Raw genomic sequence first — 15,619 nt, forward strand, 5'->3', positions numbered from 1 at the left:
ACCGGCTGTGGCGCACATCGCGATCTTCCTGGTACAGCTGTCCCCTGGTTCCGCGATCGTCGCGCGGGCGGAGGACGTGCGGCGGATGATTCACCGGGCGGGCGGCAGCAGACCCGCAGCGGACGTCGTCGAGGAGGAGCTGGCGCGGTGAGACGGATTTGGGACGACGCGGTCCGCACGCTCGGCGGTGCGCCGGACGCGGGCGATCTGATGGAGCGCTACGCCGAACCGCACCGGACCTACCACAACACCTTCCACGTGGTGTCGGTCGTCCGCGACTCGTCGGCGCTGGCCGACGCGTTCGCGTTCTCGGTGGAGGAACGCGCGGTCCTCGCCCTGGCCGCGTGCGCCCACGACGTGATCTACGACGGCGAACCGGGTGAGGACGAGCGCGCGTCGGCCGCCTGGGCCCGCGAACGCCTGGCAGACCTGGAAGAGGCGCACGTGCGGCGCGTGGAGTCGCTGGTGCTGGCGACGATCACGCACTCGTCGGACGACCCGCTGGCGCACGTGCTGCTCGACGCCGACCTGGCGATCCTGGGCTCGGAGCCGGAGCACTACGAGCGCTACAGCCTCGCCGTGCGCCAGGAGTACTCGCGCTACGACGACGAGACGTGGCGCGCGGGCCGGTCGAAGGTCCTCAGGACCCTGCTCGACCGCGAGCACCTCTTCGTGACCGAGCCCGCGCGGCAGCTGTGGGGCGCCGCCGCGCGGACCAACCTGGCGCGGGAGCTTCAGTCCCTGGCCTGAACCTCCAGGCGCGCCTTGCGCACGCTGTAGCCGAAGTAGATGACGAACCCGAGGACCATCCAGCCGAGGAACGCGACCCACGTGTCCAGCCCGAGGCTGAACATCATGTAGACGCAGAACCCGAGACCCAGCAACGGGGTCACGGGCGAGAGCGGCACCCGGAAGCTGCGCTCGCGGTGCGGCTCGGTGCGGCGCAGGATGATCACCGCGACGTTGACCAGCGCGAACGCGAACAGCGTGCCGATGCTCGTCGCGTCGGCCAGTGCTCCCAGGGGCACCAGGGCGGCGAGCACCGCGATGAACAGGCCGACGACGACGGTGTTCGCGAACGGCACGCCGGTGCGGGGGCTGAGCTTCGAGAAGAGCGACGGCACCAGGCCGTCGCGAGACATCGCGTAGAGGATGCGCGTCTGTCCGTAGAGGACGGTCAGCACCACCGAGGTGATCGCGATGACCGCTCCGACCGACAGCAGGACCGGGAAGATCGTGCTGCCGGTGTTGTCCGTCAGCACCCGGCTCAGCGCGGCCTCGGTGCCCTCGAAGCTCTGCCACGGCATCGCGCCGACCGCGGCCAGCGCGACGGCGCAGTACAACGCCGTGACCACGACCAGCGAGATGATGATCGCGCGCGGCAGGTCGCGCTGCGGGTTCGTGGCCTCCTCGCCGGCGGTGGAGGCGGCGTCGAAACCGATGTAGGAGAAGAACAACGTGGCCGCGCCGGCGCTCATCCCCGCCAGCCCCAGCGGGAACAGCGGCGCGAAGTTGCCCGCCTTGAACGCGGTGAACGCGACCGCGCAGAACATGAGCAGCGCGCCGACCTTCACCCACACCAGGATCGTGTTCGTGCGCGCGCTCCCCCTGGCACCACCGAGGAGCACGAGCATCGAGATGACCACGACCAGCACGGCGGGGACGTTGACGACGCCGCCCGCACCCGGCGGCTGGCTCAGCACGTCGGGGATCCGCAGCCCCGTCAGCAGGTGCAGCAGCTCGTTGACGTACTGCCCCCACCCGACCGCGACCGCCGCGACCGAGACGCCGTACTCGAGCACGAGGCACCAGCCGCAGACCCACGCGACGATCTCGCCGAGAGTCGCGTAGGTGTAGGAGTACGAGGAGCCGGACGCGGGGATCAGGCCCGCCAGCTCGGCGTACGACAGCGCGGAGAACAACGCCGTGATGCCCGCCAGCACGAACGACACGACGATGGCGGGACCGGCCAGCGGCACCGCCTCCCCCAGCACGACGAAGATGCCGGTGCCGAGCGTGGCACCGATGCTGATCATGGTGAGGTGGCCGACCCCCATGGTGCGCTTGAGTTCGCCGCCGGGATGGGTCAGCTGGTCGATCGGCTTGCGCCGCAACACCCGCGCCCCGATGCGCTGTCCGTTGCTCATCCGGTCAACATAACGTCCGTTCCGCGACCTACCGGCCACCGATGGGCCGGAACGTGCGGCGGTACGTGTCCGGCGGCACACCGACGGACCGGTGGAAGTGCCGGCGCAACGTCGTGGCCGTGCCCATCCCGGACGCCTCGGCGATCTGGTCCACGCTGTCGTCGGTCATCTCCAGCAGCTCCTGCGCGCGCCGGATCCGCTGGGTGTGCAGCCACTGCAGCGGTGTGGTGCCCGTCACCGCGCGGAAGAGCCGCGCGAGGTGCCGCGAGCTCATGTTCGCCTGCCGGGCCATGTCCTCGACGGTGATCATCCGGTCGAACCGCGCCGAGACCCAGTCGAACAGCTCCGTGAGCGGGTGCCCCTCGCCGGACGGCACGGGCGCCAGGACGAACTGCGCCTGGCCGCCGTCGCGGTGCGGGGGCACCACGAGCCTGCGCGCCGCCGTGTTCGCCGTCGCGGTGCCGTGGTCGTTGCGGATCACGTGCAGGCTCAGGTCGATCGCCGCAGCCTTGCCCGCGCTCGTCAGCACCCGGCCGTTGTCGACGTAGAGCACGTCCGGGTCGACCTCCACCCGCGGGTACCGCCTGGCGAGTTCGTCGGTGTGGCCCCAGTGCGTCGTCGCCCTCAGCCCGTCGAGCAGCCCCGCCTCCGCCAGCACGAACGCGCCCGTGCACAGCGAGACGATCCGCGCGCCCTCGTCGTGGGCCGCTCTGACGGCTCGGACGAGCCCGGGGTCGAGGGGCCCGTCGACGTCCTCGACGGCGGGGACGACGACGGTGTGCGCCCCGCGGAGCCGGTCGAGCGGCAGGTCCGGTTCCAGCGAGAACCTGCCGAGCCGCACCGGCTGGTCACCGCAGATCCTGACGTCGTAGTCGAGCTGCGGCGCGGTGAAGATCTCGTACGTGGCGGTCAGCTCGAAGTGCAGCATCCCGCTGGTGACGGCGAACGCGAGCATGTCCGAAAGTGTACGCATCGTGTCGTTCCAGACACTCGCCCGTTCCTGTCCGCCGGGCTTGACTGGTCCACATGGGACACAAGATCGCGGTCTACGGCGCTTCGGGAACCACGGGGCGGTTCGTGGTGGCGGAACTGGAGAAGCGCGGCCACGGCGCTCTGCCGTTCGGCCGCGCACAGGCCACCGCCGACGACCCGGCGGCACTCGACCGCGCGCTGGCGGGCGCCGACGCGGTGATCAACACGGCCGGCCCGTTCGCCGTCACCGCCGCCCCGCTCATCGCCGCCGCCGAACGCGTCGGCATCCCGTACGTGGACGTGGCGGCCGAGATCGAGGCGAACGCGGACACCCTCGCCCGCGGCGCCGCGGTCCCGGTGGTGCCCGCGATGGCGTTCTTCGGCGGCCTCGCGGACCTGCTGGTCACCGCCGCGATGGGCGACTGGACGCAGGCCGACGAGGCGCATGTCGCGTACGGCCTGAGCGGCTGGCAGCCGACGCCGGGCACGCTCACCGCCGGCGCGGTGTCCCGCGAGCGCCGCGGCGGCCAGCGCGTCCGGTTCCGCGACGGTTCGCTGCAGCACCACTCCGACGCCCCACCGACGCTGCGGTGGGAGTTCCCCGGCGGACCGCGCGAGGTCGTCGGCGAGTTCTCGATGGCGGACGTCGTCACGGTCCCCAGCCACCTGGCGATCCCGTCGGTGACCTCGTACATGTCGGCCACCGCCGCCCAGGGGCTGAGCGAGGGCGCCGAGCGCCGCGAGCCCGAGACGTTCGAGGTCGACGTCGTCGTGCGCCGGGCCGGTGAGGAACGCCGGATGACCGCCTCCGGCAAGGACATCTACGCCGTGAGCGCCCCTCTGGCCGTGGAAGCGACCGAACGCCTGCTGACAGGCCGTTCCCACATCACCGGAGCGGCGTCAGCGGGAGCGATGTTCGACGCCGCCGACTTCCTGTCCGCACTGGCGGACGTCATCCAGACCACCGCACCAGACGACAAGCCGCAGCCAGGCGAGTAGTCGATGTCGCAACGCGACGAGCCCCGCCAGGTGGGGGCCACGATGTCGCAACGCGACGAGGCGGCCCGGGGGTCCGGGGGCGGAGCCCGCCGGCTGGGGGTCTGGGGGCTCGGCCCCCAGAAGACACCCGGAACGAGAACGGGTGAGTGCTGTCCACGAACAGCACTCACCCATCGAGTGGAGGTGCCGGGAATCGAACCCGGGTCCTGTGGCGGTTCATCAGGGCTTCTCCGTGCGCAGTTCGCTCTGCCTCTACTCGGCCCCACCTGTCACGCGAACGAGCAGGTGTGACGGGCCCAGCCGCTGTGAGTGTCCCGAACAGCCCCCGCGACCGGGACTGCTGGTAAGCCCTCTAGCTGATGCCGGACACTAGGCCGAAGGCACTCCTAGGCCGACAACCGCTAGCTCCGCTGTCAGGCAGCGAGAGCGTACGCGGTGCGCTTGTCGTTAGACGTGGCGCTTATTGGTTTGCGATGACGCTTAACGGTGGTCTCTCGCCTGCACCGGCACGCTTCCCCTGAATCAACGTCCACAGTCGAAACCGTTCACCCCCTTGTAGTGGTACGCATAGCATAACGAGTCGGGCCACCGAGTTCTTCCCGAGGCGGGTAGGGCTGTCCCCACCACCGACCGGATAGCCAGCCGGATGGTCTCTGACCAGCGGTAACGACAGCATGGACGTCATGAGGAAACCGAACGCGCTCGCAGCCGGGTTCTACCTGCTGACCAACCTGGTGACCGGCATCTTCTGGTTCACCCTCGCCGTCGTGCTGACCGCCGTCGGGTTCGCGACCTCGGTCCTGTGGGTCGGTCTGCCGATCCTGTGGCTCGCGATGAACGCCGTGCGGGTCGGTGCGACGGTGGAGCGGGCGTGGGTCGGGGCGGCGTTGCGCACGGAGATCCCCGCGCCGTACCGGGCGAAGCCGGAGGGCTCGCTGTGGGTGCGCTGGAAGGCCCAGTTCACCGATCCGGCGACGTGGCGCGACTACGGCTACCTGCTGCTGCTCCTGCCGGTGGGCGTTCTCGAGTTCGCGGCGGTCCTCGCGATGTGGACGGTGGCGGCGGCGTTCATCGCCGTGCCGTTCTGGATCGGCCACGCGCCGTTCGCGGTGGTCGTCGGTGAGTTCTGGACCATCGACTCGTTCGTGTCGGCGCTGCCCGTCACGCTGATCGGGCTGGCGCTGATCCCGTTCGCGGTCATCGGCACCCGGTCGCTGGGGGTGCTGCACAGCAGGTTCGCCCGCGCCATGCTCGGGCCGACGCGGGCCGACGAGCTCGCGGTCGAGGCGGAACGGCTGCAGTCGAGCCGGGCGCGCGGGGTCGAGGCGGCCGAGGCGGAGCGCCGGCGCATCGAACGCGACCTGCACGACGGCGCGCAGCAGCGGCTGGTGGCCGTGGCGATGGGCTTGGGCCGGGCGAAGTCCAAGATGGGCTCCGATCCCGAGGGCGCGGCCGTGCTGATCGCCGAGGCGCACGCGGACGCCAAGGAGGCCATCCGGGAGCTGCGCGACCTCGCGCGGGGCATCTACCCGTCCGTGCTCGGCGACCGGGGGCTCGACGCCGCGCTGTCCGCGCTCGCCGCCCGCGTGCCGATCGAGGTCGACCTGCAGGTGGACGTCGACCCGCGGCCGCCGACAGCGGTGGAGAGCGCCGCGTACTTCACCGTCGGCGAGGCGCTCACGAACATCACCAAGCACTCCAACGGCACCAAGGCGACCGTTCGGGTCAACAGGGTGGACACCGGGGTGCTGGTCGAGGTCACCGACAACGGTCAGGGCGGCGCGGAGCTGAAGCCGGGCGGCGGGCTCGCCGGGCTCGCGGACCGGGCCGCCACGATCGACGGTGTGGTTGTCGTCGTCAGCCCCGTGGGTGGGCCGACCGTGATTCGAGCGGAGTTGCCGTGCGTGTGGTGATCGCCGAGGACTCGGTGCTGCTGAGGGAGGGCGTGCAGAGGCTGCTCGCCGACGAGGGCATCGAGACGGTCGCGGCGGTGGAGAACGGCGACGACCTGCTCGACGCCGTGACCGAGCACCGGCCCGACCTGTGCGTGGTGGACGTGCGGATGCCTCCGTCGTTCACCGACGAGGGCCTGCGGGCGTCCATCGAGGCTCGTCGCCGCTTCCCCGGCTTGCCGGTGCTCGTGCTGTCGCAGTACGTCGAGGAGCGCTACGCCGTGGAGCTGCTCGCGGGCGGTGCCAGCGGCGTCGGCTACCTGCTCAAGGAGCGGGTCGCGGACGTGAAGGAGTTCGTCGACGCGGTGCGCCGGGTCGCGGACGGCGGCACGAGCATCGACCACGAGGTGATCACGCAGCTCATGGTGCGCAGCAAGAAGAGCCCTGTCGACTCGTTGACGCCCCGCGAACGCGAGGTGCTCGGGCTGATGGCGCAGGGCTTGTCCAACACGGCGATCGCCGGCTCGCTCGTCGTGTCCGACGGCGCCGTCGAGAAGCACGTCGGCAACATCTTCGCCAAGCTCGGCCTGGAGCCGTCGAACTCCGAGCACCGCCGCGTGCGCGCCGTTCTGGCCTACCTCGACAGCTGAAGCAGACGGGCGCCGTTGTCGTGCAGGACCGACTGCTCGGCGGCGGCGTCCAGGCCCCACGACCTGATGGCGTCGATCTGCACCTCGTAGGGGTACGGGATGTTCGGGAAGTCGCTGCCCAGCACCACCCTGTCGGCCAGGCCGGCGATCCGCGAACGCCAGTCGGCCGGCAACGGCGTCATCTGCTCCGTGAACGGAACGCCGACCATCGTCGTGTCGACGTGCACGTTCCGATAGCGCTCCACTAGGTCCAACGCACCTGAGTAGTCCGGCATCCCGGCGTGCGCGAGGACGGCCGTCAGCCGCGGGTGCTTCTTCAGCACCTCTTCGAAAACGCCGAGCCCGGTGAACTCCCCCGGCACGGGCCCGTCACCACAGTGCACGACCACCGGGACGCCCGCCTCGGCGAGCTGGCCCCAGACCCCGTCGAGCAGCGCGTCACGCGGGTCGTAGCCACCGACCTGGACGTGCGACTTGAAGCACCGCGCACCGGTCTCCAGCGCCTTGCGCACGTACGCCCCGGCGCCCGGCTCCGCGTAGAACGTGCCCGTCGGCACGGCCTCGGGGACCCGTGCCGCGAAGTCGGCGGCCCAGTCGTTCAGCCACCTCGCCATGTCCGGCCGGTGCGGGTAGACCAGGGGTGCGAACGCGGAAACGCCCAGCTCCCGCAGTGCGGTGAGCCGGGCGTTCTCGTCAGTGCGGTACCGGATGGTCCAGTCGACACCGGCTTCGCGCACGCGGTCGAAGTACGCCCAGACCTTGTCCAGGACGTTCTGCGGCATGAAGTGGACGTGGACGTCCACCAATGCCATCAGTAGCGACCCTTCAAGGCCCGTCCGTGCGCCCTGGCGATCTCGCGGTTCGCGTCGCGCTTCGCGAGGTCCTGGCGCTTGTCGTAGGCCTTCTTGCCCTTCGCGAGGGCGATCTCGACCTTGACGTAGCCGTCCTTGAAGTACATCTGCAGCGGGATCAGCGACAGACCGGACTCCTTGGTCTTGCCGATCAGCCGCTCGATCTCGCTCTTGTGCAGCAGCAGCTTGCGCTTGCGCCGGACGTCGTGGTTCGTCCAGGTCCCCGCGACGTACTCCGGGATGTGCAGCGCGTGCAGCCAGATCTCGCCGTCGTCGACCTGGGCGAAGGCGTCCACCAGGGACGCCCGTCCCATGCGCAGGCTCTTCACCTCGGTGCCGACGAGCTGAATGCCCGCCTCGTAGGTGTCCAGAATGGACCAGTCGTGCCGAGCCTTGCGGTTCGACGCGATGACCTTCTGCCCGCGTTCCTTGACCATGGCGACAACTTTACGTGGTCGGCAAAGCGCTTAAAGGCGCACGTAGAGGCGGAGTGTCACGTAGCCGGTGGTCGCCGAGATGACTATCGCGACGAGGAACAGCCACGGCGACACGATCAGGATGTCCAGGTACCCGATCGGCGGGATGATCCCCGACTCGGTGAGGTTCCTGGTGATCCGGTCGAGGAAGAACGCCTTGAACAGCACCAGGCCGGCGACCGCGGTGACCGAGCCGATGATGCCCGCGACGACCGCCTCGATGAGGAACGGCAGCTGCGTGTACCACCGGGTCGCGCCGACCAGGCGCATGATGCCGACCTCGACGCGGCGGGTGAACGCCGACACCTGGATGGTGTTCGAGATCAGCAGCAGCGCGGCGAACGCCTGGACGAGCGCGAGGATCAGGGCGACGTCGCGCAGGCCGTTGAGGCCCTCGAAGAACCGCTCGAGGAACTTGCCCTGGTCGTCGACGCCCTTCACACCGGGCTTGCCCTCGAAGGCCTGCTTGATGACGTCGGTGCGCTCCGGGTCCTCGAGCTTGACGCGGAACGTCGCCGGGATGGCCTCCGGCCGTGCGAGCTTGAGCAGTTCGGGCTGGGCCTCGAAGATGCGCTTGAAGCGCTCGAAGCCCTCGTCGCGGTTCTGGAACACCACGGTCTCGACGCCGGAGGTCTGCTCCAGCTGCGAGCGCAGACCCGCGCACGGCTGCTGCGTGCAGTCCTTGTCGTTCGCGCTGACGTCGTTGGTCAGCAGCACGGAGACCTCGAGCTTGCCCGCGTAGTTGGCCTGCATCTTGTCGACCATGCGGACGACGAGCAGGCCACCGCCGAGCAGCCCGAGCGAGATGGCGGTCGTGAGGATCATCGCGATCGTCATCGTGACGTTCCGGCGAAGTCCGGTGACGACCTCGCTGAACACGAAGCTGGTACGCATCGGGGGCGGGGTTCCTTGGGGGTCGGGGATCTAGGAGCGCTTAGCGGCCGACGCCGTAAACGCCGCGCGCGTCATCACGGACGACCTTGCCGTACGACAGCTCCACGACGCGGCGGCGCATCGAGTCGACGATGCCGTGGTCGTGGGTGGCCATGATGACGGTCGTGCCGGTGCGGTTGATCCGCTCCAGCAGCAGCATGATGTCCTGGCTCGTGTCGGGGTCCAGGTTTCCGGTCGGCTCGTCGGCGATCAGCACCAGCGGCCGGTTCACGAACGCGCGGGCGATCGCGACGCGCTGCTGCTCACCACCGGACAGCTCGGTCGGGAACCGGTCCTCCTTGCCGTCGAGGCCCACCAGCTGCAGCACCTCCGGCACCACCTTGACGATGGTGTTGCGGGGCTTGCCGATGACCTCCAGCGCGAAGGCGACGTTCTCGGCGACCGTCTTCGTCGGCAGCAGGCGGAAGTCCTGGAACACGCAGCCGATGGACTGGCGCAGGCGGGGGACCCTGCGCCGCGACATCTTGGCGACGTCGAAGTTGGAGACGTAGACGCGTCCCCTGGTCGGCACCTCTTCGCGCAGCAGCAGGCGCAGGAACGTCGACTTGCCCGACCCCGAGGGGCCGATGAGGAAGACGAACTCGCCCTTTTCCATCTCGACGGACACGTCGTCGAGCGCGGGACGCGTGGAGGTCTTGTAGACCTTGGAAACGTGTTCGAGACGAATCACGAGGCGCGAGTCTACTCATGGCCGGGGTAAAGCCCCCGTTCCGGTTAACTTCGCGTACCGAAAGGGCGGTTCTAAGGTCGACGCGGCGTGTCCGACCAGGCACGACCCGTCCACGAAAAGAGCACGTTCCGCCCTCGTCCGGGCTGAACGTGCTCTTCGACTCAGATCAGGTGCGCGCTACGCCTGCTGGGACTGCTTGCGCCACCGGATGCCTGCCTCGAGGAAGTCGTCGATCTCGCCGTCGAGCACCGCGGACGGGTTGCCGACCTCGTGCTCGGTCCGCAGGTCCTTGACCATCTGGTACGGGTGCAGCACGTAGGAGCGCATCTGGTTGCCCCAGCTCGAACCGGAGTCCTTGAGCGCGTCCATCTTCGCCTGCTCCTCCTGCCTGCGCCGCTCGAGCAGCTTCGCCTGCAGGACGTTCATGGCCGTGGCCTTGTTCTGCAGCTGCGAGCGCTCGTTCTGGCAGGAGACCACGATGCCGGTCGGGATGTGCGTGAGGCGCACCGCCGAGTCGGTCGTGTTGACGCCCTGGCCGCCGGGGCCGGAGGACCGGTAGACGTCGACGCGCAGGTCCTTCTCGTCGATCTCGACGTGGTCGGTCTGCTCGACGACGGGCACGACCTCGACGCCGGCGAACGACGTCTGGCGGCGGCCCTGGTTGTCGAACGGCGAGATGCGCACCAGGCGGTGCGTGCCCTGCTCGACGCTCAGCGTGCCGTAGGCGTACGGCGCGCTGACGCGGAACGTGGCGGACTTGATGCCCGCCTCTTCGGCGTAGGAGGTGTCGAACACGTCGACGCCGTAGTTGTGGCGCTCGGCCCAGCGCGAGTACATGCGCAGCAGCATCTCGGCGAAGTCCGCGGCGTCGACGCCACCGGCCTCGGCGCGGATGGTGATGAGCGCGTTGCGCTCGTCGTACTCGCCGGACAGCAGCGTGCGCACTTCGAGGCTCGCGATCTCGTCGCGCAGCTTGGCGCGCTCGGTGTCCGCGTCGGCCTGCGCCTCGGCGTCCTCGGCCTCCTCCGCGAGCTCGTAGAGCAGCGGCAGGTCCTCGAGGCGCGAACGCAGTCCGGTGACGCGACGCAGCTCGCCCTGCTTGTGCGAGAGCTGGCTGGTGACCTTCTGCGCCTTCTCCTGGTCGTCCCAGAGGTCCGGGCGGGTCGCCTGGGCTTCGAGGTCCGCGACAGCGGCGCGCAACGCATCGAGGTCCAGCACCGCCTCGATGCTCGAAAGCGTCGCGGAGAGGTCCTTGATGTCTGCTTCGACGTCCGGGTTCACGCAAAAAGATTACGCCAGCACCGGCCGTCGTACGCGACCGGTGCTTCGCTGGCGCCCCCTTTACGCGGTGGGGATGGCGTCGAGCAGCTTGAGGACGGCCTTCGCGTGGGCGAGACCGAACTCGGCCACCGCCTTGGCGTAGGGGTCCTCCGCCGTCTTGGCCGCGCTCTTCGCGCTCTCCTGCTCCTGGCCGTACGTCGTGCGCGCGGTCGTGATCAGGGACTCGCGCTGCTTCGCGGTCAGCGAGCCGGCGTGCACGAGGCGCAGGATGAGCGGGCTGCGCAGGTGGTCCGGGCCGGGCTCGGACAGCAGCCAGTTCTTGAAGGCCTTCTTGCCCGCCGCCGTCAGCACGTACTGCTGGCTCGACCGCGGTCCCTGCTTGCCGAGGCGCAGCAGGCCCTGGTCAGCCAACGCGGGCAGCTCGCGGTACACCTGGCTGCGGGTCACGCTGAAGAACGCGCCGAAGCGGTCTCCTGCCTCCGCCACCAACTGGCCACCGGTCTTGGGTCCGTCGTGCAGCAGCCCGAGCAGGGCGGCTGCGGTCGCATTGAGGTCTGACACGTCAACAACGTTCCCACGTCCGGGGGAAGCTGTCCACAATGGTCAGCCGTTCTGTCCACAGTGGCTGATCACCGGGCTAGTCTGATGGGCCATGCGGAGCAACGAAAAGTCTCGCTGAGTAAGCGGCAGTTTTCGAGCCTCACGCGTTTGGCCGCTTGACCGTCCGTGTCCATCCCGGATGGAAAAAGCCTTTCGCAGAACCGAAACGCATCCCGGCTCACTCGATCGGCGGTACGACTCTCACCGGCCGGAGCCACCCGAATGGACGGTCGTGGCACCTCGTCGCACGACCTGGTGATGTCCGCGCGCACCTCTTTCCCACGTCTGCGAAGGCGGGAAAATGATCACTGCCAGACAGGCGGAGCGGACGACGGAGGTCGGGGACCGGTGAAGAACCTGAGCTTGAAGTGGCTGGACCACAAGAAGGTGGCGGCGCACACCAGGGCGTGGATGACGGGCGGCATCCCGGCGCAGGCCGGCAAGGACGAGTGCATGGTGTGCGGCAAGCAGATCCGCAAGCACCGCACGGTCAACGGCGAGGGCCGCATCTGCTCCAGCATGCTGTGCGCGCAGTACTGGGCGGAGAACATGACCTGAAAGACCCCGCGGGAGCACCCGCGGCCGGGGGCCTCGCCCCCGGAGTGGGATCGGGACTCGATCCTCAACGCGACAAAGCAGAAGGCCGGAGTCTGATGACTCCGGCCTTCTGATCAGTAGCGGGGACAGGATTTGAACCTGCGACCTCTGGGTTATGAGCCCAGCGAGCTACCGAGCTGCTCCACCCCGCGCCGCTTCTTGCTTGTCTTGCTGTTGTGAGTAGAACTCTACACCCCTCGAAAACCGCTTTTCCACCACCCCCCACTAACGCTGTTTCCGCTGGTCAGCCGCGTACCGGCGGCCACAGCGCCAACCTGACGACCCACGGGGGTCCGAGGGCTCGCCCCCGGGGTGGGGTTTGGGGGCTCCGCCCCCAGTGTGAAATGCGAAAAAGCCCTGTTCGCGATTTCCGCGAACAGGGCTCTCCCGGCTTAGTAGCGGGGACAGGATTTGAACCTGCGACCTCTGGGTTATGAGCCCAGCGAGCTACCGAGCTGCTCCACCCCGCGTCGGTAATTGGAACTCTACGCGGGGTGGAGCGGATAAAGCAAATCGTCAGGTCAGCCCGACGGTGTGGGGCTCGGCACAACCGAGGACTGGCCCGTCGCCGGCGCCGCGGGAGCACCGGTGTTGTACTGCTTGAACCTCTTCGTCGCGTCGTCCAGCTTGGCGTAGGCCTGGCCGAGCTCGGTGAAGTTGCTGTTCTGCTGGGCCCTCTTGATGTCGGCCAGCGCCGCGTCGATGTCGTTGACCGCCCTCTGCAGCTCGGGGCTGAGCGCCCCGTTCGACGGCGGTGTGGCCGACGGCGGCGTGGAGGTCTGGCCGTTGCCGTTGTTGTTGTCGCTCGGCGGCGGCACGACGGCACCGGCACCGCTGAGCACCTGGTCCAGCGCCTCGTTCAACGTCGACGCGTAGCCGACCCGGTCGCCGTACCAGACGAGCACCTTGGACAGCTGCGGGTACGACGTGTTGTTCGACGCGCGCTCGATGTAGACGGGTTCGACGTAGAGCAGCGCTCCACCCACGGGCAGCGTGAGCAGGTTGCCGTAGACGACGGTCGTCTTCTGCTGCGTCAGCAGGTTGAGCTCGCGGCTGACGTTGTCCGAGGTGAGGAACTGCGTCTGGATCTGCTGCGGGCCCTTCGCGTCCTGGCTGAGCTGCAGGACGCTGATCTTCCCGTAGTTGTCCGGGTCGGATCCGACCGAGACGTGGGCCGCCATGAACTCGCGGTTCTCGCGCACCAGGGGGCTGGTCAGCTGGAAGCGGACCTTGCTCGGGTCGTTCGGGTCGCCGGCGAGGACGTAGAACGGCGGCTGGGCGTCACGGCGCTTGCTCGCCGCGTCGCGCTGGGCGTCGGCCGTCGTCACGTTGTCGATCGTCGGGTCCTGCGGCGGCGCCCAGTAGGCGACACCGGAGTAGAAGTCCGACGGCGACGAGACGTGGTACTTCGACAGGATCTGCCGCTGCACCTTGAACAGGTCCTCGGGGTAGCGGAAGTGCTGGCGCAGCTCGTTCGAGATCTCGCTGCCCGGCTTCACCGTGCCCGGGAAGACGCCCATCCACGCCTTGAGGACCGGGTCCTTGTCGTCGATCTGGTACAGGCTCACGGTGCCGTCGTAGGCGTCCACAGTGGCCTTGACCGAGTTGCGGATGTAGTTGACGGGCTTGTTGACCTGCGAGATGACGACGCCGTCCGCGGTGAGCGAGTCGTTCGTCGCGTCACCGAGCTGCGTGCGCTGCGCGTACGGGTAGTTCTCGAGCGTGGTGTAGCCGTCGACGATCCACGTGATGCGGCCGTTCACGACGGCCGGGTACGGGTCGCTGTCCACCGTGAGCCACGGGGCGACGGCCTGCACGCGGTCGCGCGGGGTGCGCTTGAACAGGATCTTCGACTCATCGGCGATCGACTGGTTGAACAGGATGTTCCGTTCGCCGTAGTACGCCGCGAACGCCAGCTTGTTGAACAGGCTGCCGATGGGGACGCCGCCGTTGCCGGTGTAGGTGTAGGACTTCGCGTCGGTGTCGTACTCCGCCGCCGAGCCGGCCGGGCGGCCGCCCACGATGGAGTAGTCGTTCACGCCGAACAGCTCGCCGTAGTACGTGCGGGGCTGGTCGACCTTGATGCCCTTCGGGTCGTTGCCGATCTCACCGTTGGACTTGACCTCACCGGTCTTGAAGTCCGGGTAGCCGCCGTTGGACTCGTCGGCGACCGCGTTCACCTTGTTCGCCTCGGCGTAGACGAAGCCGTTGCCGTGGGTGTAGATGAGGTGCTGGTTGATCCAGTCGCGCTGGCCCTGCGGCAGGCTGTCGAGCTTGAGCTCGCGCACCGCGACGATGTAGTCGCGGAGCTTGCCGTCCACTGTGTACCGGTCGACGTCGAGCTTGTTCGGGAACCCGTAGAACGGCCGCAGCTGCTGGAACTGCGTGAAGGTCCGCGAGAGCACCGCCGGGTCGAGCAGGCGGATGTTGCCGAGCGTGCCCGCGTCGTTGGTCTTGACCTGGTCGTTCGTGACGTTCTGCTTGCCGTCGTACGGCTTCGTCTCGACCTTGTCGTCGGTCAGCCCGAACGACTGCCGCGTCGCCGCGATGTTGCGGGTGATCGACTCGGCTTCCTTCTGGATGGCGTTCGGCTTGACCGAGAACTGCTCCAGCACCGCGGGCCACGCGGCACCGACGAGCACGCTCGACAGCACCAGCAGGACGGTCGCGATGGCGGGCAGCTGCACGTTGCGCATGAACGCGCCCGCGAAGAACGCCACGGCGCAGAACACCGCGATGCACAGCAGGATCAGCTTGGCGGGCAGCACCGCGTTGAGGTCGGTGTAGCTCGCGCCGACGAACTTCTCGTTCTCGTGCAGCAGCAGCGAGTACCGGTCGAAGAAGTACGCGACGGCCTTCAGCAGCACGAACGCGCCGGCGATGAGCGCCAGGTGCAGGCGTGCCGGCCCGGAGAGCTGACCGCCGCGACCGGCCAGCCGGATGCCGCCGAACAGGTAGTGGGCGATCACCGCGCCGATGAACGACACGGCCGTCGTGATGAACAGCCACGACAGCAGCCACTCGTAGAACGGCAGCTGGAACGCGTAGAAGCCGATGTCGAGCTTGAACTGCGGGTCCGTCACCCCGAACGGCTGGGAGTTCAGGAACAGCTGGATCTGCTGCCAGTCGGCCTGCGCCGACGCACCCGCGATCAGCCCCACGAACACGGGGATGCCGATCGAGAACAGCCGCATCCGCCGCATCACGACGGTGCGGTAGCGCGCCACCGGGTCGTCCGGCCCGGACACCGGCACGAACACCGGGCGCGACCGGTACGCGAGGTAGAGGTTCAGCCCGACGATGCCGCCGACCACGACGCCGACGGCCACGAACAGCCCCAGGCGGGTGAGCAGCACGGTGCTGTAGACGTCGCGGAATTTCACCTCACCGAACCACAGCCAGTTCACGTAGGTGTCCAGCAGCCGCGATCCCGTGATGAGACCGAACAGGAGCACAACACCCACGATGAGCAGTATTCGGCTGCGTCGGGACAGTTTCGGCAGTCCGACCGGAGGCCGTGTGGCCACGAG

The 15,619-nt window shown here is 68.7% G+C and carries 15 protein-coding genes, 2 tRNA genes and 1 other RNA gene; 6 read left to right on the forward strand and 12 right to left on the reverse strand.

Going from position 1 to position 15,619, the window contains the following annotated elements:
• Positions 1–7: 7 nt before the first annotated feature.
• Both V1227_RS22725 and V1227_RS22730 read left to right on the forward strand, forming a co-directional pair.
• Complete coding sequence (locus tag V1227_RS22725; RefSeq protein WP_329787591.1) at positions 8–151, forward strand: hypothetical protein; 144 nt, start codon at positions 8–10, stop codon at positions 149–151.
• Entirely contained in the window at positions 148–750 is a 603-nt protein-coding gene (locus V1227_RS22730) for an HD domain-containing protein (RefSeq protein WP_236221565.1), read from the forward strand. Before V1227_RS22725 ends, V1227_RS22730 begins: the two co-directional genes overlap by 4 nt.
• Here V1227_RS22730 and V1227_RS22735 read toward each other — a convergent pair.
• Together V1227_RS22735 and V1227_RS22740 are read right to left on the reverse strand one after the other, a co-directional pair.
• Complete coding sequence (locus tag V1227_RS22735) at positions 735–2,147, reverse strand: amino acid permease (RefSeq protein WP_329787592.1); 1,413 nt, start codon at positions 2,145–2,147, stop codon at positions 735–737. The two genes, V1227_RS22730 and V1227_RS22735, sit on opposite strands and share 16 nt — an antisense overlap.
• A 28-nt stretch (positions 2,148–2,175) precedes the next feature.
• Complete coding sequence (locus V1227_RS22740) at positions 2,176–3,120, reverse strand: GlxA family transcriptional regulator (protein ID WP_442916348.1); 945 nt, start codon at positions 3,118–3,120, stop codon at positions 2,176–2,178.
• 53 nt (positions 3,121–3,173) lie between these two features.
• Between V1227_RS22740 and V1227_RS22745 the strand changes: the two genes are divergently transcribed.
• Positions 3,174–4,118 (forward strand): saccharopine dehydrogenase NADP-binding domain-containing protein, encoded by a 945-nt coding sequence (locus V1227_RS22745; protein WP_329787594.1) that lies wholly within the window; start codon positions 3,174–3,176, stop codon positions 4,116–4,118.
• Between the two features lie 175 nt (positions 4,119–4,293).
• On the opposite strand, the gene ssrA is transcribed toward V1227_RS22745, so the two are convergent.
• Positions 4,294–4,671: a transfer-messenger RNA gene (gene ssrA / locus V1227_RS22750) on the reverse strand.
• 121 nt (positions 4,672–4,792) lie between these two features.
• Here ssrA and V1227_RS22755 point away from each other — a divergent pair.
• Both V1227_RS22755 and V1227_RS22760 read left to right on the forward strand, forming a co-directional pair.
• Complete coding sequence (locus V1227_RS22755) at positions 4,793–6,031, forward strand: sensor histidine kinase (protein WP_442916349.1); 1,239 nt, start codon at positions 4,793–4,795, stop codon at positions 6,029–6,031.
• Positions 6,019–6,660 (forward strand): response regulator transcription factor, encoded by a 642-nt coding sequence (locus V1227_RS22760; RefSeq protein WP_236221560.1) that lies wholly within the window; start codon positions 6,019–6,021, stop codon positions 6,658–6,660. Before V1227_RS22755 ends, V1227_RS22760 begins: the two co-directional genes overlap by 13 nt.
• Here the strand turns inward: V1227_RS22760 and V1227_RS22765 are convergent.
• The 6 genes from V1227_RS22765 to V1227_RS22790 form a co-directional block, all read right to left on the reverse strand.
• Complete coding sequence (locus tag V1227_RS22765; RefSeq protein WP_329787596.1) at positions 6,645–7,472, reverse strand: amidohydrolase family protein; 828 nt, start codon at positions 7,470–7,472, stop codon at positions 6,645–6,647. The two genes, V1227_RS22760 and V1227_RS22765, sit on opposite strands and share 16 nt — an antisense overlap.
• Positions 7,472–7,948: an SsrA-binding protein SmpB gene (gene smpB, locus V1227_RS22770; protein WP_236221559.1), complete on the reverse strand. Its 477-nt coding sequence runs from the start codon at positions 7,946–7,948 to the stop codon at positions 7,472–7,474. The genes V1227_RS22765 and smpB overlap by 1 nt, the downstream gene beginning before the upstream one ends.
• 30 nt (positions 7,949–7,978) lie before the next feature.
• Positions 7,979–8,881 (reverse strand): permease-like cell division protein FtsX, encoded by a 903-nt coding sequence (ftsX, locus tag V1227_RS22775; protein WP_236221558.1) that lies wholly within the window; start codon positions 8,879–8,881, stop codon positions 7,979–7,981.
• A gap of 40 nt (positions 8,882–8,921) precedes the next feature.
• Positions 8,922–9,611, reverse strand: a complete 690-nt coding sequence (ftsE, locus tag V1227_RS22780; protein ID WP_030470385.1) for a cell division ATP-binding protein FtsE — start codon at positions 9,609–9,611, stop codon at positions 8,922–8,924.
• Between the two features lie 177 nt (positions 9,612–9,788).
• Positions 9,789–10,892: a peptide chain release factor 2 gene (gene prfB, locus V1227_RS22785; RefSeq protein ID WP_329787597.1), complete on the reverse strand. Its 1,104-nt coding sequence runs from the start codon at positions 10,890–10,892 to the stop codon at positions 9,789–9,791.
• A gap of 60 nt (positions 10,893–10,952) precedes the next feature.
• Positions 10,953–11,453: a PadR family transcriptional regulator gene (locus tag V1227_RS22790; RefSeq protein WP_089921819.1), complete on the reverse strand. Its 501-nt coding sequence runs from the start codon at positions 11,451–11,453 to the stop codon at positions 10,953–10,955.
• Positions 11,454–11,840: 387 nt separating this feature from the next.
• Here V1227_RS22790 and V1227_RS22795 point away from each other — a divergent pair, with 387 nt between their 5' ends.
• Positions 11,841–12,050, forward strand: coding sequence for a hypothetical protein (locus V1227_RS22795; protein WP_329787598.1), 210 nt, complete (start codon positions 11,841–11,843; stop codon positions 12,048–12,050).
• Between the two features lie 117 nt (positions 12,051–12,167).
• Here the strand turns inward: V1227_RS22795 and V1227_RS22800 are convergent.
• The 3 genes from V1227_RS22800 to V1227_RS22810 all read right to left on the reverse strand — a co-directional run bounded on the left by V1227_RS22800 (position 12,168) and on the right by V1227_RS22810 (position 15,616).
• A tRNA-Met gene (locus V1227_RS22800) sits at positions 12,168–12,241 on the reverse strand.
• Positions 12,242–12,485: 244 nt separating this feature from the next.
• Positions 12,486–12,559, reverse strand: a tRNA-Met gene (locus V1227_RS22805).
• A 51-nt stretch (positions 12,560–12,610) separates the two neighbouring features.
• Positions 12,611–15,616, reverse strand: a complete 3,006-nt coding sequence (locus V1227_RS22810; protein WP_329787599.1) for a UPF0182 family protein — start codon at positions 15,614–15,616, stop codon at positions 12,611–12,613.
• Positions 15,617–15,619 lie beyond the last annotated feature (3 nt).

This window comes from Lentzea sp. DG1S-22, assembly GCF_036321065.1.
GTDB classification, from domain to species: Bacteria; Actinomycetota; Actinomycetes; order Mycobacteriales; family Pseudonocardiaceae; genus Lentzea; species Lentzea jiangxiensis.